The organism is Clostridium sp. JS66, from assembly GCF_033561535.1.
GTDB classification, from domain to species: domain Bacteria; phylum Bacillota; class Clostridia; order Clostridiales; family Clostridiaceae; genus Clostridium_AM; species Clostridium_AM carboxidivorans.
In genome coordinates this window covers 2,118,862-2,140,689 of the sequence record NZ_CP131467.1, presented here as the reverse complement: position 1 = coordinate 2,140,689, position 21,828 = coordinate 2,118,862, and the positions used below count along the sequence as shown (strand labels likewise).

22 protein-coding genes, 1 pseudogene and 1 other annotated feature are annotated in these 21,828 nt (G+C 29.3%); of the genes and pseudogenes, 7 read left to right on the top strand and 16 right to left on the bottom strand.

Translation table 11 applies throughout. From position 1 onward, the window contains the following. Position 1: 1 nt before the first annotated feature. The 3 genes from Q6H37_RS10015 to Q6H37_RS10005 all read right to left on the bottom strand — a co-directional run bounded on the left by Q6H37_RS10015 (position 2) and on the right by Q6H37_RS10005 (position 3,230). Positions 2-1,204 (bottom strand): ROK family protein, encoded by a 1,203-nt coding sequence (locus Q6H37_RS10015; protein WP_318741500.1) that lies wholly within the window; start codon positions 1,202-1,204, stop codon positions 2-4. A 218-nt stretch (positions 1,205-1,422) separates the two neighbouring features. Then, positions 1,423-2,178 carry a prolipoprotein diacylglyceryl transferase gene (locus tag Q6H37_RS10010; protein WP_318741498.1) on the bottom strand — a complete coding sequence of 252 codons (756 nt, stop codon included), beginning with the start codon at positions 2,176-2,178 and terminating at the stop codon, positions 1,423-1,425. A 173-nt stretch (positions 2,179-2,351) separates the two neighbouring features. Beyond that, the gene (locus Q6H37_RS10005; protein WP_318741496.1) at positions 2,352-3,230 is read right to left on the bottom strand and encodes a LysR family transcriptional regulator; all 879 of its coding nucleotides are present in this window, start codon (positions 3,228-3,230) and stop codon (positions 2,352-2,354) included. Positions 3,231-3,337: 107 nt separating this feature from the next. On the opposite strand from Q6H37_RS10005, the gene Q6H37_RS10000 reads away from it, so the two are divergent. Then, positions 3,338-4,333: a YeiH family protein gene (locus Q6H37_RS10000; protein WP_318741494.1), complete on the top strand. Its 996-nt coding sequence runs from the start codon at positions 3,338-3,340 to the stop codon at positions 4,331-4,333. Positions 4,334-4,412: 79 nt separating this feature from the next. On the opposite strand, the gene Q6H37_RS09995 is transcribed toward Q6H37_RS10000, so the two are convergent. The 4 genes from Q6H37_RS09995 to Q6H37_RS09980 form a co-directional block, all read right to left on the bottom strand. Beyond that, complete coding sequence (locus Q6H37_RS09995) at positions 4,413-5,333, bottom strand: SufD family Fe-S cluster assembly protein (protein ID WP_318741492.1); 921 nt, start codon at positions 5,331-5,333, stop codon at positions 4,413-4,415. After that, positions 5,334-6,065 carry an ABC transporter ATP-binding protein gene (locus tag Q6H37_RS09990; RefSeq protein ID WP_318741491.1) on the bottom strand — a complete coding sequence of 244 codons (732 nt, stop codon included), beginning with the start codon at positions 6,063-6,065 and terminating at the stop codon, positions 5,334-5,336. A 164-nt stretch (positions 6,066-6,229) separates the two neighbouring features. After that, positions 6,230-6,769 carry a permease gene (locus tag Q6H37_RS09985; protein WP_318741489.1) on the bottom strand — a complete coding sequence of 180 codons (540 nt, stop codon included), beginning with the start codon at positions 6,767-6,769 and terminating at the stop codon, positions 6,230-6,232. Continuing rightward, the gene (locus Q6H37_RS09980) at positions 6,766-7,242 is read right to left on the bottom strand and encodes a permease (RefSeq protein WP_318741487.1); all 477 of its coding nucleotides are present in this window, start codon (positions 7,240-7,242) and stop codon (positions 6,766-6,768) included. Before Q6H37_RS09980 ends, Q6H37_RS09985 begins: the two co-directional genes overlap by 4 nt. A 193-nt stretch (positions 7,243-7,435) precedes the next feature. Here Q6H37_RS09980 and Q6H37_RS09975 point away from each other — a divergent pair, with 193 nt between their 5' ends. After that, positions 7,436-7,774 carry a PadR family transcriptional regulator gene (locus Q6H37_RS09975; RefSeq protein ID WP_318741485.1) on the top strand — a complete coding sequence of 113 codons (339 nt, stop codon included), beginning with the start codon at positions 7,436-7,438 and terminating at the stop codon, positions 7,772-7,774. Between the two features lie 482 nt (positions 7,775-8,256). Here the strand turns inward: Q6H37_RS09975 and trxA are convergent, their stop codons facing one another. The 4 genes from trxA to Q6H37_RS09960 form a co-directional block, all read right to left on the bottom strand. Beyond that, entirely contained in the window at positions 8,257-8,577 is a 321-nt protein-coding gene (gene trxA, locus Q6H37_RS09970; protein ID WP_318741483.1) for a thioredoxin, read from the bottom strand. Between the two features lie 47 nt (positions 8,578-8,624). Next, positions 8,625-8,924 (bottom strand): HesB/IscA family protein, encoded by a 300-nt coding sequence (locus Q6H37_RS29555; RefSeq protein WP_412523914.1) that lies wholly within the window; start codon positions 8,922-8,924, stop codon positions 8,625-8,627. Positions 8,925-9,186: 262 nt separating this feature from the next. Then, positions 9,187-10,014 (bottom strand): AraC family transcriptional regulator, encoded by an 828-nt coding sequence (locus Q6H37_RS09965; protein WP_318741481.1) that lies wholly within the window; start codon positions 10,012-10,014, stop codon positions 9,187-9,189. An 89-nt stretch (positions 10,015-10,103) separates the two neighbouring features. Further along, the gene (locus tag Q6H37_RS09960) at positions 10,104-10,490 is read right to left on the bottom strand and encodes a cupin (protein ID WP_318741479.1); all 387 of its coding nucleotides are present in this window, start codon (positions 10,488-10,490) and stop codon (positions 10,104-10,106) included. A gap of 187 nt (positions 10,491-10,677) precedes the next feature. Here Q6H37_RS09960 and Q6H37_RS09955 point away from each other — a divergent pair. Together Q6H37_RS09955 and Q6H37_RS09950 are read left to right on the top strand one after the other, a co-directional pair. Continuing rightward, positions 10,678-10,971, top strand: a pseudogene (locus tag Q6H37_RS09955) (IS1595 family transposase); the annotation flags it as partial. Between the two features lie 68 nt (positions 10,972-11,039). Continuing rightward, positions 11,040-11,699: an epoxyqueuosine reductase gene (locus Q6H37_RS09950; RefSeq protein WP_318741477.1), complete on the top strand. Its 660-nt coding sequence runs from the start codon at positions 11,040-11,042 to the stop codon at positions 11,697-11,699. A 277-nt stretch (positions 11,700-11,976) separates the two neighbouring features. Here Q6H37_RS09950 and Q6H37_RS09945 read toward each other — a convergent pair whose 3' ends face one another. From Q6H37_RS09945 to Q6H37_RS09925, 5 genes are all read right to left on the bottom strand, one after another. Then, complete coding sequence (locus Q6H37_RS09945; protein ID WP_318741475.1) at positions 11,977-12,360, bottom strand: DUF2512 family protein; 384 nt, start codon at positions 12,358-12,360, stop codon at positions 11,977-11,979. Between the two features lie 117 nt (positions 12,361-12,477). Further along, positions 12,478-13,986: a diguanylate cyclase gene (locus Q6H37_RS09940; protein WP_318741473.1), complete on the bottom strand. Its 1,509-nt coding sequence runs from the start codon at positions 13,984-13,986 to the stop codon at positions 12,478-12,480. 133 nt (positions 13,987-14,119) lie between these two features. After that, positions 14,120-14,638, bottom strand: coding sequence for a type 1 glutamine amidotransferase domain-containing protein (locus Q6H37_RS09935; protein WP_318741470.1), 519 nt, complete (start codon positions 14,636-14,638; stop codon positions 14,120-14,122). Positions 14,639-14,884: 246 nt separating this feature from the next. Beyond that, on the bottom strand, positions 14,885-16,108 hold the full coding sequence (gene tyrS, locus Q6H37_RS09930) for a tyrosine--tRNA ligase (protein WP_318741468.1): 1,224 nt from the start codon (positions 16,106-16,108) through the stop codon (positions 14,885-14,887). Between the two features lie 122 nt (positions 16,109-16,230). Continuing rightward, positions 16,231-16,465, bottom strand: a binding site (T-box leader). Between the two features lie 156 nt (positions 16,466-16,621). Then, positions 16,622-17,551 carry an FRG domain-containing protein gene (locus Q6H37_RS09925; RefSeq protein WP_318741466.1) on the bottom strand — a complete coding sequence of 310 codons (930 nt, stop codon included), beginning with the start codon at positions 17,549-17,551 and terminating at the stop codon, positions 16,622-16,624. Between the two features lie 137 nt (positions 17,552-17,688). Between Q6H37_RS09925 and Q6H37_RS09920 the strand changes: the two genes are divergently transcribed. The 3 genes from Q6H37_RS09920 (at position 17,689) to pgtP (ending at position 21,779) form a co-directional block, all read left to right on the top strand. Then, complete coding sequence (locus tag Q6H37_RS09920) at positions 17,689-18,384, top strand: response regulator transcription factor (RefSeq protein WP_318741464.1); 696 nt, start codon at positions 17,689-17,691, stop codon at positions 18,382-18,384. A gap of 114 nt (positions 18,385-18,498) precedes the next feature. Continuing rightward, positions 18,499-20,268: an ATP-binding protein gene (locus tag Q6H37_RS09915; protein ID WP_318741463.1), complete on the top strand. Its 1,770-nt coding sequence runs from the start codon at positions 18,499-18,501 to the stop codon at positions 20,266-20,268. 167 nt (positions 20,269-20,435) lie between these two features. Continuing rightward, a complete protein-coding gene (pgtP, locus tag Q6H37_RS09910; protein ID WP_318741461.1) occupies positions 20,436-21,779 on the top strand; it encodes a phosphoglycerate transporter protein PgtP in 1,344 nt (447 codons plus the stop codon). Positions 21,780-21,828 lie beyond the last annotated feature (49 nt).

The window sequence follows — 21,828 nt, the reverse complement described above, 5'->3', positions numbered from 1 at the left end:
TTTATTTTCCCCCAATGCTCGTTTTTTTCAGATAGCTTTCTATTACTATCAAGCCTGAGCCAACTGCTATGGCATTTTCTTTAAATTCACCTCCATCACTAAATATAACGTCATTATTTAAGCAGTTACTTTTATTAAATGCATCAATGCACTTATTGTAATACAATTTGTAATTTTTAATTAAAGTTCCATATAAAATTACTAATTGAGGATTTAATATTCTAACCATATTAGCAAGTCCAATACCTAAAACCTCAGCACCTTTATTAATAATTTCTACAGCAGATTTATTATTATTCACTGCCAGTTCTAATATTTTCTTATAATCTTCTTCTTTTATTTCTTCATTTGTATCATTGTTATTATTTTTTAATGTTGAATTGAAACTTTTAACTATTGCATTAATAGAGGAATAACTGTCTAAACATCCTTTATTGCCGCAAGTACATTCTTCACCATTGAAATCTACAACCATATGTGCAAAAGCATCTTCAGAGTCCCTCATAGTCCTAATAATAATCCCATTATTTATACCTGCTGACCTTATTCCAATCCCACAATGTATGTATACAATATTTTTTAAATCTTTTCCCTTACCAAATAGATATTCAGCTAAAACAGCAGCATTAGTTCCATTATCTATGAAACACGGAAGAGAAGTTCTTTTCTCAAACATATCCCTTATAGGAACATTACTCCAAAGCTCATTGAAAAAATTTTTAGGATTTAACATAACACCTTTTTCTCTATCAAGTGGTCCTACAGTACCTATTCCTATACCCAATACTTCACTTTTATCTATTGATAATTTTAATAGTCCTTCATCTATTATATTTCCAACTTTTTCAACAGTTTTTTCTGGTGAAAAACTATCATCCATAAAAAACTCTTTTTTTTCTAAAATTGTCATTTTTAAATTTAATATAACTATCCTTACATAAGTTCTTGACATATCTACCCCTATAGCATATATGCCACTTTGTGCCACATCGTATTTTACTGCTTTTCTGCCTCCTGTTGACTCTGATATGCCTGCCTCAGCTATTAATTTTTTATCTTCAAGACTTTTCATTACTCTATTTAAAGTAGTCAATGTCATACCTGTTATAGCTTGTATACTTTTCTTTGTAATCAAGCCCTTTTTTTGAATTATATCCAGAGTTTCTAACTCTCTATTTGACAATTCTCCTAAAATTTTCTTCATATAAACCTCCTTTTTTTACATATTTATCTATAAGTCTATTATACAACTTTTAACCATTTTGGCAATAAGTTTTTTATATAATTTGTGACTTTATTTTTAAATCACTTTTCATGCATGTCTTATAATTAAAAATTTAAACACAAAAAATCAAGCTGCAATCATACTTTTGCAGCTTGATTTTTCAACATGTATTATCATTTTTAAATTTATAACACCAATTAATTATTTTTCTTTTTATTAGCAAAACCAAAAACATAAATACCTATAAAGAATATAAATATACAAATAAATTGAGAAGTCGATAAAAGTCCAATGCTACCTCTTGGATCTCCTCTAAATATTTCGATAATAAATCTTCCTACACTGTATAAAATCATATAAAGTCCTGATACTTGTCCTTTTCTTTTAGACTTTGATGAATAATAAAGAAGTATACCTGCTATTATAAAATCTCCAGCACTTGAGAAAAGCTGTGTAGGTACTAATGGAACTCCATTTGGAGCATACAAAGAATTTTGAAATACTATACCGAAAACGCTATCCGTTTCTCTTCCAAAGCAACATCCTGTTGCAAAGCATCCTATTCTTCCAAAACCTTGAGCCATTGCAATTGCTGGTACTACTAAATCTAAATATCCCCAAAAATCTAAGTGCTTTTTTTTACAATAGACATACCCTGTTAAAACGCCTCCCATTATACCTCCATAAACCACAAAGCCGCCAGTTAACGTTTCAAAAATATATTTAGGGTCATGAATTACATTTTCGAATTCTACCATCCAAAATAAAAGTTTAGATCCAATAAAACCTCCTATTATTCCATATATGCCTAAATCTATAATTACATCTTCGTTAAAACCTAATTTCTTCGCTCTGTATGTTGATAGCAGCAATGCAGATATTATACCTATGGCTATCATAAGTCCATAACTGTATACAGTAATTGAACCAAATTTAAATAGTATTGGATGCATCTTCATATTCCTCTTTTCATATCTCGTGTATTTTCTTATACATCGATTAATTTTTTTACTCAAAATTGACCTAATATTATTAACATTTCTCTTAATGCTTTTTTATTTATAATATAATTATATATGTTTTAACCGCTTTGGCAATAAGCTAATCATCAAATAACTTATAAAATTTATTTATACTTTGCTTCACAGTAATCCATAAAATGCTGCATTATTTCTGTTAAATACTTATTCTTATGATATATGATTTTAAACTTTCTTTTAAATTTTATACCTTTTATAGGTATTTCGCAAAGAATTCCAGAATCTAATTCATTCATTACTGAATTTCTTGAAATTACTGAAACTCCTAAACCCTCTGCAACTGCAGTTTTTATAGTATCAGTATTATTACAAATCCAGGTAACTTGCCATGTTAATTGGTTTTCCATCATTTTATCCTCAAAGGTTTTACGAGTTCCGCTCCCCTCTTCACGAATAATAAACTTTTCCTTTTCAAGCTCATAAGGTTCAATATAAGATAGTTTTGAAAATCTATGATTAGCTCCACAAATGAGTACAAGTTCATCATTCATAAATGGCTTGTTTATAATATCTGAATTAGTTGTTTCTCCTTCTACAAGTGCTAAATCAATTTCATCATGAAGAAGCATTTTTTCAATTTTCGTAGTATTTTCTTCATATACTTGTATATCAACTTCAGTATTTTCTCTTTGAAAATGTGAAACAAGTTTAGGAAGTACATAAGCTCCAACGGTAACACTTGCACCAATACGTATAGATCCTTTTTCATTTAGAGTTTTCATTTCATTTTCAAGCTCTATATTTAATTTAATAATATATCTAGCATAACTGAGTAATTTTTCTCCTGCCTGAGTTATATAAAGTTTTTTCGACAGCCGTTCAAAAAGACGTAAACCATAGTGATTTTCAAGTTCAGAAATTGCCTGACTAACTGCTGATTGAGACATAAATAATGTGTCAGAAGCCTTTGTCATATTCATTTTGTCACATACAGCAACAAATATTTTAAAGTGTCTTAAAGTCATAATATCCTCCTTATACATTAGTATATGCTTATCATATTCATTAAATAATAATATTTTACTTATATAATGTCAAGGTGTATCATAAGAAACAGATCGGAGGAGATATTATGAAAACAACAAATAACAAATTATATGGAATTATACTTGCTCTAATTATAGCAATTCCAGCATGGATGATTGGAAATGCTTTTCCTATTATAGGAAGCCCTGTACTTGGTATTTTATTTGGAATGGTTTTAGCCTTTTGGAAAAGACCAAGCTATTTTAATACAGGAGTAACCTTTACTGCCAAAAAGTTACTTCAATATTCAATTATTCTTATGGGATTTGGCATGAATCTTTTCAACGTTTTTAAAGTAGGAAAGCAAACAATTCTTTTAATGCTTTTTACACTAACAGCAGCATTCATTACTGCTTATATTGCAGGTAAATTATTAAAAATAAATGGGAAAACAGCAACCTTGATTGGTGTTGGTTCTTCCATATGTGGTGGCTCAGCTATTGCAGCAACAGCTCCAGTTATTAATGCAAATGAGCAAGAAGTGGCTCATTCTATATCAACCATATTTCTTTTTAATGCTATTGCAGCCTTTTTGTTTCCATTCCTTGGTCACTTATTTAACATGAGCAATCAATGCTTTGGACTTTGGGCTGGAACAGCTGTTAATGATACTTCATCTGTAGTAGCTGCTGGCTATTCTTACAGCACTGCAGCAGGTAACCTTGCAGTTATAGTAAAACTTACAAGGACCTTGGCCATTGTTCCAATTACATTGGCACTAGCTATTTATACTTCTAAAAAAGAAGCAAAAAGTAAAAAAGGATCTTACAGCATCAGCAAAATATTTCCTTGGTTTGTACTTGGATTTGTAGCTGCATCAGTAATTAACACATTTATTCCTGTACCAGCTGCACTTACTAATTTCTTATCCGAAGCTGGAAAATTCGTCATTGTAATGGCAATGGTATCTGTAGGATTAAATACTAATATTGTAGAACTTGTTAAAAATGGTGTAAGGCCAATTGTATTAGGCTTCACATGCTGGGTGGTTTTAGCACTTACTTCACTTGGAGTACAGCATTTTATAATGGGAATTTTTTAAGGAAAATAACTTAATTAAATTGTATTTTTAAAGGACATCGGAGAAGGATTTTTCTCCGATGTCCTTTGTCAATTGTCCTCTATTTAAGGAATCCTTTTAATATAGTATCTTCTGATTCTTTTTCTGAAAGTCCTAAAGACATAAGCTTTATAAGCTGATCATTAGCAATTCTTCCTATAGCAGCTTCATGTATAAGTTGGGAATCTGAATGGAATGCTGATATTTTAGGTATAGACTCTACTCTAGCCTTATCCATTATTATAGAATCACATTGTATATGACCTCTACATCTTTCATGTCCAGACATATTTAAATGAAACATTTGTTTTGACTCATCTCTAGCTACAGAACGAGAAATTATTTGCGCAGAAGAGTCTTTTCCTATCATTTCTACATTTATGATGGACTCTGCATCTTGATTCTTATATGTAAGAAGTCTTTCTATTACTACAACTTTAGCATCTTTATGAAGTTTTATTTCTGTATCCCTTTTAGTACTGTCTACTCCTTTTATTTGAACTAATTCTAATTCCGCATATCCTCCTTCTTCAACCTCTATTATTGTTTTAGGATTCAATACTTTTTCACCATTTCCATTACCTTCTCCAAAGTGTTTCTCTACATATTTTATACGAGCACCCTTTCTAACAAAAAATTCATGTACCCCATCATGTTGAGATTTTGTATCACCTGGGTTATGTATACCGCAGCCTGCTACTATAAGTACATCTGATCCTTCACCAATTTCAAAAGTATTATATACAACATCATTTAATCCTTCTTTTGTTATAATTACAGGTATATGAACGCTCTCTCCTTTAGTTCCAGGTTTTACTATTATATTTATACCAGGTTTATCTTCTTTTGTTATTATATCTATATTAGCTGTAGTGTTTCTTGCAGCCTTTTCTCCATTTTTTCTTATATTATAAGCACCAATTGGCAATTCATGAAGTCCTGACATTTGATCTAACATACTTTTATCTAACGCATCTAACATCTAAAAAGTCCTCCCTTTTTCACAGGTTTCACTGCAATTACAACTGTCATTTTTTATTATTTGAGCAAGTATATTCTCTTTTGAAGTTATTTCTTTAATTTGACCATCTGAGAGTATAATAACTTCATCTGCTAAATTTAAAATTCTCTCTTGATGAGATATTATAATTATAGTTGTTTCCTTCTTTTTATTCATATTTTCAAAGGTTTCAACTAACTTTTTAAAGCTCCATAAATCTATTCCTGCTTCTGGTTCATCAAATAATGCAACTTTGAGATTTCTAGCAAGTATAGTTGCTATTTCTATTCTCTTAAGTTCTCCACCAGAAAGACTTGAATCCACATCTCTATTTACATAATCTTGAGCACAAAGTCCTACATCCAGAAGCAAATTACATACATTTACTTCTTTATCCTTTGCAGCTAAGCTTAACAATTCATTTACTTTTATACCTTTAAACCTTGCTGGTTGTTGAAATGCAAAACCTATACCTTGTCTGGCTCTCTCTGTAATATCTAAACCTGTAATATCTTCCCCATCTAATAGTATATTTCCAGAAGTAGCCTTATATATTCCCATTATTGTTTTGGCTAGAGATGACTTACCTCCACCATTTGGGCCAGTAATTGCATATATTTTATTTTTTTCAAACTTCAAGTTTATATTTTGTAGAATACTAATTTTTTTATTATCATTATCTAATTCTAAAGACAAATTTTTTAATTCTAACATCCATATAATCCTCCTATTTTTGATCATAAAATTGTTTTACATTTATGTTTAATAAATACATTACATTATTCTTAGTAGTTATTATACCATATATAATAAAAAATACTAAATTTTGTACAACGGCTTGTTATACAAACTTTTCTATTTAAAAAATATAAAAGTCTTTATTCAAGATTTTTAATATTTTTATAAATTGTTTCTTTTTCAATAGGTGAAATAATCTTATCTGTAATATATGCTATCAAGATAATCACAGGTATATCAATAGCATATCGAGTAAGCATAAACTTCCATCCCATTACGGATGCTTCAAACAATGATATAGGTATTTTTGTAGCAGACCATGCTCCTATAAAAATTAGTATATTGAAAAATTTACTTCCCTTTTTCATCAAAATTGCAGCAAAAGGGAATGCCACATATACTGGTCCAGCGGCAAATGACCCTAATAAAAAGGCAATAACTATACCTTTTAATCCTGATCCTTCTCCCATAAACTTTATCATGGTTTCCTTCTCTACCCAGGTATCCAAAAGTCCCATTATAAGAAATATTGGCGGCATAATAGCAAGTAATTCCTTCAAATTATCTCTAGTTCCCTTTAATGAATTCATTCCTAGTGAAGGCTTTACTATAAGTAAAATTAAATTTATTATTAAAACAATTCCAAACACCCTATACCTTTTCAACATTTTTTTCATCATATTAACACTCCCATAACAAACGCAATTATAAAAGAAAACACAAGAGCAAGTGAATTTCTAATATAGGTAGCTTTCATCCCCCAATATTTTGCTTCAATAGGAATGGTAATAATTCCAACCATAACTGAAGTTGATATTAACATTGTTATTTGAACCATACCAGCTCCATTTTTTAGTAGTGTGGCCGCTAACGGAAAGGTAACAAATCCAGGTATTACAGTACAAGAACCAATAAGTGCAGCTAACATTATACCTAATATACCTGATTGCTGCCCCATTATTTTTGAAATAACATGAGGACTTAAAATAGCAAGCATAATTCCTATAACAAATAATATTGAAAGAAATAATGGCAAGATATTTTCAAAGGATTTCCATGCTTTTTTTAAAGCTAATAATGTTTTCTTACGACTCTTAAACAAAGATATAAACAATAGAATAAATGCTAAAAGATATAATCCAATAGTAAACATAAAATTTTCATAACCTCCGGTAAATTAATTAGATATCAATGAAACTTAATGATGATTTTAACACTATAGTGTGTTTTACACTATCATCATACATCTATTTTATTCTAGTGTCAATAACACTAAAGTATTATTTGCAATTAGGTGTATAAAATAATATAATGTGATAAGAATACAAATAAAAAGGAGAGATTTTATGGCCAATAAAAGAAATCAATCTCGTCATTTGCCTGCATTTATTTTACTAACATTAGCTGAAGGTTCTACTTATGGTGGTGCAATATACACTTCACTTATAGAAAAGATACCTAATTTTCAATGTGATCAAGGTGCTATATATCGTACTCTCCAGCAACTTGAAAATGACCATGCAGTAATATTTTCATGGGATACAACTAATTCAGGACCTGCAAAGAAAATTTATAGTATTACTGAAACTGGATTGAAGCAGCTTGATGATTGGAAAGATGATATAGAAAAAAGAATTGTATATTTAAAATGCTTTTTAGATAGATATGAAAGTTTTAAAAAATAAAACTATCTGTTACATACTATTACTGTAGTTTAAAAATAATTCGGTGTAAGTGTGCAGTGGAAGTTTGGATTTTAACTTTCATTCCGTGATATATGATAAGGGTGTCATCACGGCTAAATGTTTTAATTATTCTAAAGCTCGAAATTTTTGAAAGCCTAAGAACTTTGTCAAACTCGGTTCCCTCAGACAGGACTAAAGTTCTAAGGCTTTCAAAAATTTTGAGCTAAGAATAATACTAAAACAATTTAGCTAATGTGATGATACCCTTATCATATATCACTGCATAAAAGTTAAAATTCAAACTAGTAACTTCCAAGTATACACACCTAATTACATTGTTATAGGTAATTTTAGTAAGCCACAATCATATTATAACTATAATTTATAACACTTAAAATTAAGGCGTAGCCTGCTATTTGGCTAATATATTCAGTTTAAAAAGTAGTTCTATTCTGTGGAAATGTCTTAAAAAAGACTTATTGTTAATTTGAATACTGCTGCAATCTAGACTTAAGTATTTCCTTAGGCTGAAAACCCACTATTTTATCAACTGCTTTACCATCTTTGAAAATCATCAATGTTGGTACTCCTGTAATTTCATATTTTTCAGCTAAATCACCACTTTTATCCACATCAACCTTAAATATTCTAGCCTTTCCTTCAAGTTCTGTACTTAATTCTTCTAAAACTGGAGCTACCATCTTACATGGTCCACACCATTCTGCAAAGAAATCCACCAATACTGCTCCATCACCATTTAAAACATCATTCTTAAATTCACTACTATTTATTATTTTAGCCATAACTAATAACCTTCCTTTCAACTATAATTTTTAATTTTATTTATCTTTTAGCATGAAGAAAAATTGCCACCATATATGGTAAATCCTCTTGTAAACCAACTATTTGAGTAATCAATAGTTGACCCATTTATATATGCTTCAAGTTCTGGACTGTAGGCAACGTTTATACCTTCTGATTTAGTAATTACGTCATCACTATTTTTCAACTCATCCAGAGTTAACTGTAATTTTGGTCCGCCTCATCCATAACCTGCAAAAACAACTCTCAATATTGCATTTTTAGGATCCTTAACTCTTTGCTTCATTTCATTAAACTTTTCTGCTGCTTGTTTAGTAACCTTAACCATAATAATATTACCTCTCTTTCACATTTCTTATTTGAATCAATATTTATATAATTAATTTCTGTCTAGCTGATAATTTTTATAAGTATGAAAATACGGTGGAGTAACAAGTATTCACATAAACTTGAATATAACAACATATTTTCAAATCCATCATCTATCCTTATATTTATATATTACGATATTATAATATATATGTCAATATATTTTTTTAAATATTAAAAAATAGTCCCATTTAAGAGACTATCTAAATTTAAAACTATTATTATTTTTTCATTTCCTTAAGATATTGATTCGGGGTTACTCCTACACTATTTTTAAAATGTCTAATCATATGGCTTTGATCAACAAAACCTACTTCTAATGCTATATCTGTCATTTTCATTTTTCCATCTTTTAAAAGCTCTTTCACCTTTCTTATTTTGATATTATTCTGATAACAATGGGGAGCAAAGCCATATTCATTGGAAAAAAGCCTAATTAAATAGTAAGGACTTAAACCTGAAATTTGAGACAATTGATTTATTGAAGTATTTTCTTTATAGTTATATTCAATATATTCTTTTAATAACTTTATAACTCTTTGTTCATTACCTATACTTTTTAAACTACATATAGTATCTAAATATTTTATATTTAATTGTTCTATAATTTTAATGAATAAATCATTACTTTCTAAATCTATATTTTTATTTAAAAGATTGCAACAAAGTTTGTTTATTAAGTCATATAAATATGAATCATCAATTATATTATGAAAAAATAACTTTCTTGAATTTTTTTCTTTTGTATCTCCTAAAATGTTTTTCATGCACCCTTTATCAAAACAAATACACATATAATCATGTGTTCTTTTATTTAAAGATTTAAATGAATGAACTTCACCTGTATTAAGAACAAATACTTTACCTTTATCAGCACATAATTGCCTTTTATCTATGGAATATATTCTTGTCCCTCTATTTATAACTCCTAAACACATACTGCTGTGTGAATGTTTAGGAAATGCTCTTCCTACATTAATACCTTGAATTACATCAATATTATAAAAGTCATTTAAATGACGAAATTTAATTTTCTCCTTATCTATCAAGTATACTCCCCCATATTTCTATTGATTTAAAACAAAAACTTCTAATATAGTAATTATATCAGAAGCTTTACATATAATATAATTTTTTTCTATACTAACGCAGGTATAAATTTAGCAAATAAATATAGATCACCATTTACAGCTTTAACTTTATGTTGTATGCCTTGTGGTATTACACTGAGTGTTTCAATAGAATAATTTATTTCTTTATTCTCTAAAAAGCATTTTCCTTCACCATCAATTACCTCATGCAGTTCCCAATTGCCTTCATGAATATGTTGTCCTATTTCACATCCTGATTCAATCTTTACAATATGACAGCTAAACTTTCCAGCTGTGTCCTCACCTTTAACAATGTGCTTTAGATATACACCCTTATTAGGATTTTTGTTCCATTCTAACTTTTCAATATTAATTTCCTTGTTTTGGTATATCACCTTACCACCATTAAAAATTTTTACAATACCATTATTCATCACTATTGACCTCCTTGTATTTCTAGGAAACCCTTAAAGTTTATTAAACCTTCATTCCTAGAAACTTTTTATATTTTTATAATAAATGAATTTTAGAACTTCGTATTGTACGTTATTGCCATTATCTTTAATGGTTACTCATTCATATTGATTTTGTAGCCCACTATTTTTAGCAAGGTTATAATAAGGTAATTTAATTATGGAATTAGCATGTAAAGGTAGAATTACCTCTAAGGAATTAGAAAAATTATATGATGGACATATAAGCGATGAATCTATACTTTGTACTGATAGTCATAAAAATTACATACAATTTGCAAATGATTTATCATTAGAACACAAACGTATAAAAAGAGGTAAACATAAGGAATGGTTATATCATATTCAACATATTAATGCTCTACATAGTAATTTAAAGAAATGGATGAATAGGTTTAATGGTGTTGCAACAAAATATATCAACAACTATAATAAGTGTTATTAAAAACTATAGTTTAATAAACAGTACTATTTAAAAACGAAGCAAAAAAAATTTAAGGAGCAATATATATGAGTAACTTATGCAATGATATTGAGGCGATTTTTAAGAAAAATTCTAATGTTTTATTTGGTATTTCTAATATAGATTTTAGTGAATATAAATCAGATTATGAATGTGCATTGGTTTTTGCTGTTCCTCATACGGAATTATTGAGTATAAATGATTATAAAGAGGAGAAATTTGAAAATTTAATATGTGAAGCTCATGGTTGTATCAATTTATTATTAGAAGAGATTACCACCATATTAAATCAATACAAAATTCAATATTACATACCACCTGTTGCACAATCAAGTGAAGAAACACTCATTGCACCATTTTCATTTAAATTTGCAAGTGTCAATGCAGGTTTAGGGTGGATAGGCAAAAATGGCGTTTTGATTACAGAAAAATATGGACCAAGAGTACGGTTATCTGCAATATTAATTAATTATAATTTGCCGATAGGAACTCCTATTACTAAGAGTAAATGTCCGCCAGAATGCAATATATGCTTTAATGCTTGTCCTCATAAGGCTTTAACTGGTTATCAATGGAATATAGGTACAAAACGTGAAGAATTAATTAATTATAAATTATGCAATCAGAAAAGAAGCCTTTATTTAAAAACACATCATAGAAAACATTCTTGTGGATTGTGTATGGTATCATGTCCTATTGGAAGATAAAAATATATTAAGAGTTTCTTCTCATATTGAGCATTATAGGTGGACAATCCCACTTATAATTTTTAAGGCTATATTTCAACATTATATTAAAACATAGCCTATTTATAAAAAAACATACAGTAAAATAAAAAGTCCACAGGTATATCTTTTCCTGCGAACTTCTACAAAACATGAACAATATTATAAACAAATCCATATGAACTGCTTTTTGTATCTGTCTATTATTTTTTCTCTCCATCCTGTACAACTGACAGTTTCTCATCCAATGATGGATTTGCTAATCCTTTCCTTTTCTAAAAATACTATTAGATATATATTTGTGAAAAAACCATTCTCCTGCAGCTATAATTACAGCTGCTATTAATGCACTCATAAAATGTATTTGAGTAGTACTCCATATGTAATTAAACATATACATAGCAGCTAATGCCAGCGCAACATCTGCCATAGAAGCTATAGTATTGTTTGATGCGGGAAGTATTAACAAATCACCTATAATATATGCAATAATTGTAACAGCAGCAGCTATATAAAGTATAGATGCAAAAGTTAAAGTGGTTAATATACTGAAAATAATTTCTAAAACTACTGCCACCATTACAAATTTTATAAGTAAGGCTGCAATATGTCTCATACTATCATCTCCTCTAATTTTTTTCAAAATTAGTTTTCCTAGTATTATAAAAAATATCCAATTATTTTCATCAAAATAAAATCCATTTCTTTTTAATCTATACTTCCATTCTTAGTAATCAATATCTCTATTGTTTTTTAGAAACTATGTTTCATTTATTCTTACCTTTTTTATCACACTCTTATATTGATACATACGGTTATCTGCAATTCTTATCAGTTCATTAATTTCCAATCCATCTCTGGGAAAGTTAACAATGCCATAACTATAACTGCAAATAATTTTGTTTTTGCCAAAATTTATTGGATTATTTTTAAAGTGTTCAATTAATTCTTCAAATTTATCAATTAAATTTTCCAAATCCAAATTAAAGAAAACTCCAACAAATTCATCTCCCCCAAACCTTCCTATAATATCTGAAGCATCAGATAAACCACTCAATCCTTTTGAGAATGTTTTAATTAATTCATCTCCAGCTAAATGGCCATAACTATCGTTAACAAATTTTAGTTCATTTAAATCAAAAACCACTAAAAAAAATTCTTTTTTATTTATACTATAATTGTAAATATTATCATAAAGTAATTGTTCAAAATAGCTTCTATTATATACATTAGTTAACTTATCATATCTGGATAGATATACAGTTTTTTCATAAAGTTTATGCTTTGTAACTGCAATAGAAATCTGACTTGCCATGTATTCCATTAATTCCAAATATCCTTCATCAAATATATTGTTATATGTACTGTCAATGTTTAAAAAACCATATAACTCATTATCTATAATAATAGGCGCCCTAATTACAGATTTTATTTTTTTTCCTTCTGCTGTATCCAGCATAACTACATTTTTCATTTTATCCACATTATTATAAATAATTGCTTTATTTGTATTTTTTTCACTTTCACTCCATTCGAAACGTTCTTTAAAGTTAACTACAAATTTTTTAATATCTTTTGAATTATAACCTCTAGCTGCAACTATTTTTAAGTTTTCATCCTTATCCAAAAGTACTATTGAACCATTTCTATTCCCATCAATACAATTAATAACCTTATCTAATATTAATTGGAGTAAATCATTAATATCTGATATTTCATTAATGGAATACCCAATATCAAGCATAACTTCTTTTAACTTTAATAACTTATTTATTTTCTCTATATTCCTTTTTTGCTCTGTAACATCTATAAAAACAAGTATTTTGCCAATGATTTCACCAGTATTTTCATATATATTATTAATATTAATCTTATAGTATATTAACTGATCTTTATCCTTTGCTGTTATTAAACTTTCATTACTAGAACCATCCTTCACTGCTTTTAGTAATGTCCTATGATCTTTCAATACTTCATCAATTTTTTTATTGCCTGCTTCTACATATTTCAATTCTGAAATAATATTTTTTGATGCATTATTAAAGTTAACTATATTATTTTCAGAATCTAATATTATAACTCCATTCAGCATATTAGAAAAAACTTTCTCCAGCATAATTGATGTAGGCTTTAAGAATTTAGATCTCAATACAGGAATCAAATATATAGCAACATATTTCTTATCACTTTTCCATGCAAAATACCCTACAAAAAACAATACTAGTGAAGATACTAATAATATAAAGCTTAAAAGATTGTTTACCTTCAAAGAACTCACCTCATATGACTATTATACTAAATATTTATTACAAACCTATAGAACTTTTTTTATAGTCATAAAAAAAATTCCCCAAAGAAACTTCTTGGAGAATTTATAAAATATATTTACGAACTCATTATAACTACTTATTCAAAACTTCAATATATTTTTTCATATATAAAGGTAAATCCATTGGGCGTCTGCTAGAAACAAGGTTATTGTCTACAACTACAGCTTCATCAATCCAGGTTGCACCTGCATTTTCCATATCATCCTTTATTCCTGGAGTACTTGTAACCTTTTTTCCTTTTAAAATCTTTGCTGAAATTGCTACCCATCCAGCATGACATATTTGTCCTACTACCTTGTTTTCATCATTCATCTTTCTTACTATGTTTATAACTTCTGGAAATCTTCTTAGTTTATCTGGAGCCCATCCTCCTGGTATTAAAATACCGTCAAATTCTTCTACATTTATTTCTGAAAAAGCACAATCTGAGTGTGCAGGAACTCCATACTTACCAACATATGTTTCATCAGCTTTTTCACCAGCTACAATTACTTCTACTCCTTCTTCCTTAAGCCTTAAAATAGGATACCAAAATTCTAAATCCTCAAAATCACTATGAATAAGACTTAAAACTTTTTTATTAGTTTTCATGTTACTTCCTCCCTATAATATAATTAATGAATTTTCACTCTTTAAAATCTAATTATTAAGTTAAATAAGTTTTCTCTACTAAATTCATATATAGCTTTTAATGTATTACTATACTTGAATTCATACACTGTATGTCTTTTAAATCGCTATTGACTGATATCTTCATTATACATTTACTGGTATACAAATATCAATAAAAAGAAAGTCTGTGTCAAATTCAACACAGACTAATAATCACAATATCCTTTACTTCATCAAAGCCTTATGGTAAGTCTTTTTCCCTTTACGTATTTTTACACTATTTTTTAGTTGTTCTAAAGTAATATTACAGTCAATAGATTTAACTTTATCATCATCAACAAATACACCACCCTGTTGAACTACACGTCTTGCTTCACTCTTAGATGCAGTTAAACCACATGCTACCATTAAATCTAAAATACTAATAGCACCATCATTTAACTGGTCATCTGAAATTTCAGTAGTTGGCATATTAGAATCATCTGTACCACCTGCAAAAAGAGCATGAGAAGCGCTCTTTGCCTTTTCCGCTTCTTCTTCACCATGAACAAGCTTAGTCAATTCATATGCCAATATTTCCTTGGCTTCATTCAACTTACTTCCTTCCCATTTATCCATTTCATCAATCTGTTCAAGTGGCAAGAAAGTAAGCATACGTATGCACTTAAGAACATCAGCGTCAGCAACATTACGCCAGTACTGGAAGAATTCAAAAGGTGAAGTTTTATTAGGATCAAGCCATACAGCTCCATTTGCAGTCTTTCCCATTTTCTTGCCTTCAGAATTCATAAGCAATGTAATTGTCATAGCATATGCATCCTCGCCTAACTTATTGTGGATCAATTTCGTACCACCCAACATGTTAGACCATTGATCATCGCCGCCAAGCTGCATATTACAGCCATAATTTTTGTGAAGATGATAAAAATCATAAGATTGCATAATCATATAGTTGAATTCCAAGAAAGATAAACCCTTTTCCATTCTCTGCTTATAACATTCTGCACGTAACATATTATTTACAGAAAACCAAACTCCTACTTCACGAAGCACTTCAATGTAATTCAATTTTAAAAGCCATTCTGCATTGTTAAGCATGATTGCCTTGTCATCACCAAATTCAATAAATCTTTCCATCTGCTTTTTAAAACAATCACAGTTATGCTGAATTATTTCAGGTGTCATCATTGTACGCAAGTCAGTACGTCCAGATGGATCACCTACATGGCCAGTTCCACCACCTAAAAGAACTATAGGTTTATTACCTGCCATTTGCAAACGCTTCATAAGGCAAAGAGCCATGAAATGTCCAGCATGTAAAGAGTCGGCAGTTGGATCAAAGCCAATATAAAAAATTGCTTTACCATTATTAATAAGTTCTTTAATTTCATCTTCGTCAGTAACCTGGGCAATCAAACCACGAGCTACTAGTTCATCATAAATTTTCATTGTAACAACTCCTATCTATTTAATAATGAAACTCCTCCTCCCTATAGTCGGATGAGTAAGCGATCATCTCAAAATCGTAGATTTTGGATGCCTGCTTAAAAAAGCCTTCTGTTCCAATTGGAACAGAAGGCAAAAATTGCGGTACCACCTCTGACTTAGAAATTCCTCACAGAATTTCCCTCACTGAGTGCAATCACACTCTCACGCTATATCGGGCGTCCCCATCAAGCCCTACTATAATATTCAGGCAGCAGCTCCAGGATGTATTTCGAATCAGTGCATTTGCATCTTCTCACCAACCAGATGCTCTCTTAATAACATGAAACTGATCTACTTCTTTCCTCTCATAGCTTTTTAATAACTTAATTGAATTATAATTTATAAATCCAAAAAAGTAAAGTCACAAAATAACATATATGTTACATTTTATAACTTTTTAATCAATATATTTAAGAATATCTTTTGACAAAGTTTCTTTAAGCAGCGATATCAGTTTACTCTTTTCCATTTATCCTAATATCCCTCTTCAAATATTTCTTTTGAAACATACTCAATTTCAGGAAATAGTTGTGCATAATTCATACCATATTTTCTAAGCTGTTCTGTAATATCTTCCCTCGAATCTTTGCATATTATAAGTTTTTCCATATAATCAGAACTATCTGGAAGCTTATCAAACTCAATCATATTATTGGTATATGGAAAAATTGTAAATACTCCTTTTTGAGCCACAATTCTTGTATTATTTAAAGGTCCATACACTGCACAAGGCTTCTTATTGATAAATCCACTTTGTTGTGGTCCAAACATCTCATATACTTCTTTTTCCTCTACATTAGGAATATATCCTAAAGGATAAGCATTATTAAAGTTAAAAGCTTCATTTAATTTAATAGGATTCAAACACCAAACCGCAGGATCCTTAGCCAATTCTTTAGGTGTTGCATCTACATTAATGGCAAAAATAAGTGCAACTAGTGCATCCTCAGTCCAATCCATTAGTCTTGTAGGTACGCCATAATGCTGCATTAAAAACATCCAGTCCCAATAACCAGCAAGTCCTTCTGAAAAAGGATATGATGGTAACTGTCCTAAATAAGGTATTGCTTTTGATTTAAATTTTGATAAGAATGTTGTCTCATAATTCGCATTCAAATCATTTCTAGAAATAGAAGGCAGCATACTATAATCCTGATCTCTAACACCTCTGTACCAAATTTTCGAGCTATATTTAATTGTGTCATCATCCTGATCTTCTTCCCAAAACTTTTCATAAACACTATCTATAGCATTAAGATATTCCTCAACAGTCTTTATCTTACCTTCACACTGGTCCACTTTTTCTTTCTCTACTTTTTCTACTTTTTCTTTTTCTACTTTCTCTACTGGTTCAATTTTTTTATTATCTATATTAACTGAATTATTTATATGATTTCTACTCATCTTTAATCCTCCTAATAACTTCTTGATCTATAATATGTAGAATAAATGTGATGAGTGATAATAAAAATATGGAAACATTAAAATCTTTAGTATATACTGTAGAATGTATATTGATATTTGATTGAAGGTGATTTTTTATGAAAACAGGAAAAGTATTAATAGTGGATGATGAAATTAATATAACAGAACTCATTTCCGTAAATCTTGAAGAAAATTTTAATGTAGTATGTTGTCATAATGGCTTAGATGCAGTAGAACTTGCCAAAAAGGAACTTCCAGATATTATACTGCTAGATATTATGATACCAGAAATTGATGGATTTGAAGTCTGCAAAAGAATACGAAATGATGAAGTCACTAAAAAAATACCCATAATAATGCTTACAGTAAAAAGAGAAGAAAACGATAAAGTTAGAGGTTTAAAACTAGGTGCAGATGATTATATAACTAAGCCTTTTGGAATAAATGAATTATTAGCTAGAATAGATGCTGTACTTAGAAGATCAGATATGATATCTGCTTCCAATACAAGTGACAATATAATGCAAATAGGTGATATAGAAATTGACACTGATAAATATGAAGTTAAAAAGAAAGGAACTGTTATAGAACTTACTTTACGAGAATTTAAGTTATTACAAACCTTGGCTAAAAATAAAGGGAATTTAGTTTCAAGAGAAGTTTTGTTAAGCGAAGTATGGGGGTGTGGTAATTTAGGCGATTCAAGAACATTAGATGTACATATAAGAAAGTTAAGAAAAAAATTAGAGGATAATGATAAATTTCCTAAATATATCGAAACAGTAAGAGGCCTTGGATACATGATTAAATAGTAGAAGAACTTATCCAGGTACGTAGCTGCTCTTTACTCACACTTGGAGAAGTGGGAGTATTAGAGCAGGTAGTCATCGGATAAGATAAATATTATATTAGAAATAGGTGATTTTATGAGGAGAAAGCTATTCATTACTTATATTATTTTGGTTATGGTGGGTTCTTTAATTACAGGAGCATTGTGTTTAAGTTTTGTAAGAACCTACTATGTGAAGAATATTCAAGATAAACTTGTTAGTAATGGAAATTTGATTACCACTACTCTTTTAAATTTAGTAGATGAAAAAACTGAAATTGACTACATGGCTATGGCTCAAAAATTTTCTTCTCAAACCAATTCGGAAATATCTTTTATAAATGATAAAGGTTATATTCTAGCTGATTCTAGTGGCAGCTTAATGCTTGAAAATCAAATTAACAAACCAGAAATACAAAATTGTCTGCATGGTAAAACTTCAGTTAGTGATAGATACAGTAAAGTTAAAGGTGAAAGATTTATTTATGTGGCATTAAGTCCTGTAAAAATATATGATAATAAGGTTATAGTACGACTTGGAATGTCTCTTAAGGGTTTTGATAACCTTAATAAAGTGTTCTTGAGCTGCACTTTAATTTCTATACTTATAGGGGTTATTGTAGCAGTAGTAATTGGATGCTTTTTTTTAGACAATATGATGAACCCCTTGCAAAAATTAAATAATGCAGCTAAGAGAATATCTAATGGAAATTTTAATCATAAAGTAAGGATTAACACAAAAGACGAACTTGAGGAGCTTGCAAATAGCTTTAACAACATGTCTTCTACAATAAATAATGTACAATTAAACTACAGAAATCTGGAGTTAAATTCAATTTTAAATAGTATAACCTATGGAATATTAGTAATAGATATCAACTGGAATATAATACTTTCAAATCCTGCAGTTATAAAAATACTAAGGCTAGATAAAAATTTAAACATAGGAGATAACTTAAAAAACAGCATAGAATCGCAAGAACTCTATAATTTAATTGAAGAAACCTTTGATAATAATGTACATAAAGAGAAAGAATTAGGCTTAAGAGATAATGATGATAAAATATATAAAGTATATACTAAATTAATAGATTATGATGTTGAAAATTTAGTATATGAAAAAGGTATAGTAATTATTTTACAAGATATTTCAGAAATTAAGCATCTTGAAAAGATGAGAAGTGAATTTGTGGCTAATGTTTCTCATGAATTAAAGACACCACTAACTACTATAATTGGTTTTGTGGATACTTTAAAAAGGAAACCAGGAGAAGACAAAGAAAAGAGACAAAGGTTTTTAGGTATTATATCTGAAGAAGTAGAAAGATTAAAAAGGCTTATAGAAGATATACTTTTGCTTTCTCATCTAGAAAATCAATCTTCTTCAAACAATCTAGAAGAAGTAAATATATATAAAGAGTTAGATGATATCTTATATATGTTAACTCCTTCAGCAAACAGAAAGAATATAGGTATTAATTTAATTGTAGAGAGAAATTTCACATTATATGTGAAAAGCAAGGATTGGTTTAAGCAAGCTGTAATGAATCTTATAGATAATGCAATAAAATATACGCAGCCAGAAGGACACATCAATGTTTCAGCATATATAAAAGAAAATAATGCTTTTATTATTGTAAAGGATAATGGTGTTGGTATACCAAAAGAAGATATATCAAGGGTTTTTGAAAGATTTTACAGGGTAGATAAATCTAGAAGCCGCAGTGAAGGAGGAACAGGACTTGGATTAGCTATTGTAAAACATATAGTTTCCGAATTAGATGGCAGTATATATTTAAATAGTGAGTTAAATAAAGGCAGTGAATTTATTATACAGCTTCCTTTAAACAAATTAGATGCTATTTAAGTACAGCTTATTATGGGAAGTAAAGAAAACGTTGACAATGGATATTAAATCATATATAATGTTAACAATGTTAATTTTGTTAACAATGTTAATTTATTTAATAATGTTAACAATGTTATATATGGTTTTAAATATTAAAATATTATTGATTTGGAGTTAGTTGAGATATGATTAAATTTTTAAAACCATCAAGTGCAAAAACTTATTTACCAGAAAAAAGCATAGACAAAGAATACAAAAAACTACGATTTCAAGTGCTTATAACTATATTTATTGGATATGCAGCTTATTATTTTGTAAGAAAAAACTTTATACTAGCAATGCCTTATTTGGAAAGTGAAGGTTTAGATACAGCAAAATTAGGGTTTGCTGCTGCAATTTTACCTTTTAGTTATGGTTTAAGTAAATTTTTTATGGGAGTTGTTTCAGATAGAAGTAATGCTAGAATATTTTTTTCTCTAGGTCTTATATTGTCTAGTATTATAAGTATTTTGCTAGGGACCACAACAAACATAAACTTAATAATTGTTCTTATGTTTATCAATGGTTGGCTTCAAGGAATGGGATGGCCCGCTTGTGGACGAGTAATGTCTCATTGGTTTTCAGATAGAGAAAGAGGTATGAAAATGTCCATATGGAATGTATCTCATAATTTTGGAGGAGGAGTTTTAGCTACTATATCCAGTATTGGAATAATTATTTTTGGTACCTGGAAAAGCTTATTTTACTTCCCTGCAGCTATTTCCATATGTATAGGTATAGCTTGCCTTATATTCTTAAGGGATACACCTCAATCCTGTGGATTACCACCAATTGAAGAGTATAAGAACGATTACCCTGAAACAAATGTGGATGATAGAGAAAGAGAACTACAAGCACATGAAATATTGTTTAAATATGTATTGAATAATAAGTTTTTATGGTATTTAGCTATAGCAAATATATTTGTATATATGGTTCGCTATGGAGTTCTAGATTGGTGTACTTTTTATCTTACTACAGTAAAAGGAGCTCCTCAATGGCTTTCACAAAGATGCTATTCTCTATACGAATATGCTGGCATACCAGGAATATTAGTTTCAGGTTGGTTAAGTGATAAATATTTCAAAGGCAGAAGAGGTCCAATTTCAACTATTTGCATGACTTTTGTAACATTAGCCATATTACTTTATTGGATGAATCCAGAAAATAACTACAGCGTTGATGTTATAGCTTTAATACTCATAGGCGGCCTCATTTATATTCCAGTAGTTCTTGTTGGAATTGCAGCTATAGACATAGTACCTAAAAAAGCTGCTGGCACAGCTGCAGGATTTACAGGTCTATTTGGATATTTATTTGGTACAGCCCTAGGCGATTGGTTAATAGGTGTGATACTTAAGTATAATGGTTGGAATTTAGTTTTTTTGATGCTTATTTGCGCCTGTGTTTTAGGAACATTATTCCTTGCACTAACTTGGAATCTTCATGATAGAGAAAAGCTTGATGAAGAAGATGAATACATTATTTAATTCATATCTACATTATAAAAAGTGAAAAACTCTAGGATTAGAGTTTGAA

Bases quoted from the DNA above. Each gene is read 5' to 3' on its own strand.
- Q6H37_RS10015 (WP_318741500.1), bottom strand. From the start codon at position 1,204: ATGAAGAAAATTTTAGGAGAATTGTCAAATAGAGAGTTAGAAACTCTG.
- Q6H37_RS10010 (WP_318741498.1), bottom strand. From the start codon at position 2,178: ATGCATCCAATACTATTTAAATTTGGTTCAATTACTGTATACAGTTAT.
- Q6H37_RS10005 (WP_318741496.1), bottom strand. From the start codon at position 3,230: ATGACTTTAAGACACTTTAAAATATTTGTTGCTGTATGTGACAAAATG.
- Q6H37_RS10000 (WP_318741494.1), top strand. From the start codon at position 3,338: ATGAAAACAACAAATAACAAATTATATGGAATTATACTTGCTCTAATT.
- Q6H37_RS09995 (WP_318741492.1), bottom strand. From the start codon at position 5,333: ATGTTAGATGCGTTAGATAAAAGTATGTTAGATCAAATGTCAGGACTT.
- Q6H37_RS09990 (WP_318741491.1), bottom strand. From the start codon at position 6,065: ATGTTAGAATTAAAAAATTTGTCTTTAGAATTAGATAATGATAATAAA.
- Q6H37_RS09985 (WP_318741489.1), bottom strand. From the start codon at position 6,769: ATGATGAAAAAAATGTTGAAAAGGTATAGGGTGTTTGGAATTGTTTTA.
- Q6H37_RS09980 (WP_318741487.1), bottom strand. From the start codon at position 7,242: ATGTTTACTATTGGATTATATCTTTTAGCATTTATTCTATTGTTTATA.
- Q6H37_RS09975 (WP_318741485.1), top strand. From the start codon at position 7,436: ATGGCCAATAAAAGAAATCAATCTCGTCATTTGCCTGCATTTATTTTA.
- trxA (WP_318741483.1), bottom strand. From the start codon at position 8,577: ATGGCTAAAATAATAAATAGTAGTGAATTTAAGAATGATGTTTTAAAT.
- Q6H37_RS09960 (WP_318741479.1), bottom strand. From the start codon at position 10,490: ATGAATAATGGTATTGTAAAAATTTTTAATGGTGGTAAGGTGATATAC.
- Q6H37_RS09950 (WP_318741477.1), top strand. From the start codon at position 11,040: ATGAGTAACTTATGCAATGATATTGAGGCGATTTTTAAGAAAAATTCT.
- Q6H37_RS09935 (WP_318741470.1), bottom strand. From the start codon at position 14,638: ATGAAAACTAATAAAAAAGTTTTAAGTCTTATTCATAGTGATTTTGAG.
- tyrS (WP_318741468.1), bottom strand. From the start codon at position 16,108: ATGAAAATTTATGATGAACTAGTAGCTCGTGGTTTGATTGCCCAGGTT.
- Q6H37_RS09925 (WP_318741466.1), bottom strand. From the start codon at position 17,551: ATGAGTAGAAATCATATAAATAATTCAGTTAATATAGATAATAAAAAA.
- Q6H37_RS09920 (WP_318741464.1), top strand. From the start codon at position 17,689: ATGAAAACAGGAAAAGTATTAATAGTGGATGATGAAATTAATATAACA.
- Q6H37_RS09915 (WP_318741463.1), top strand. From the start codon at position 18,499: ATGAGGAGAAAGCTATTCATTACTTATATTATTTTGGTTATGGTGGGT.
- pgtP (WP_318741461.1), top strand. From the start codon at position 20,436: ATGATTAAATTTTTAAAACCATCAAGTGCAAAAACTTATTTACCAGAA.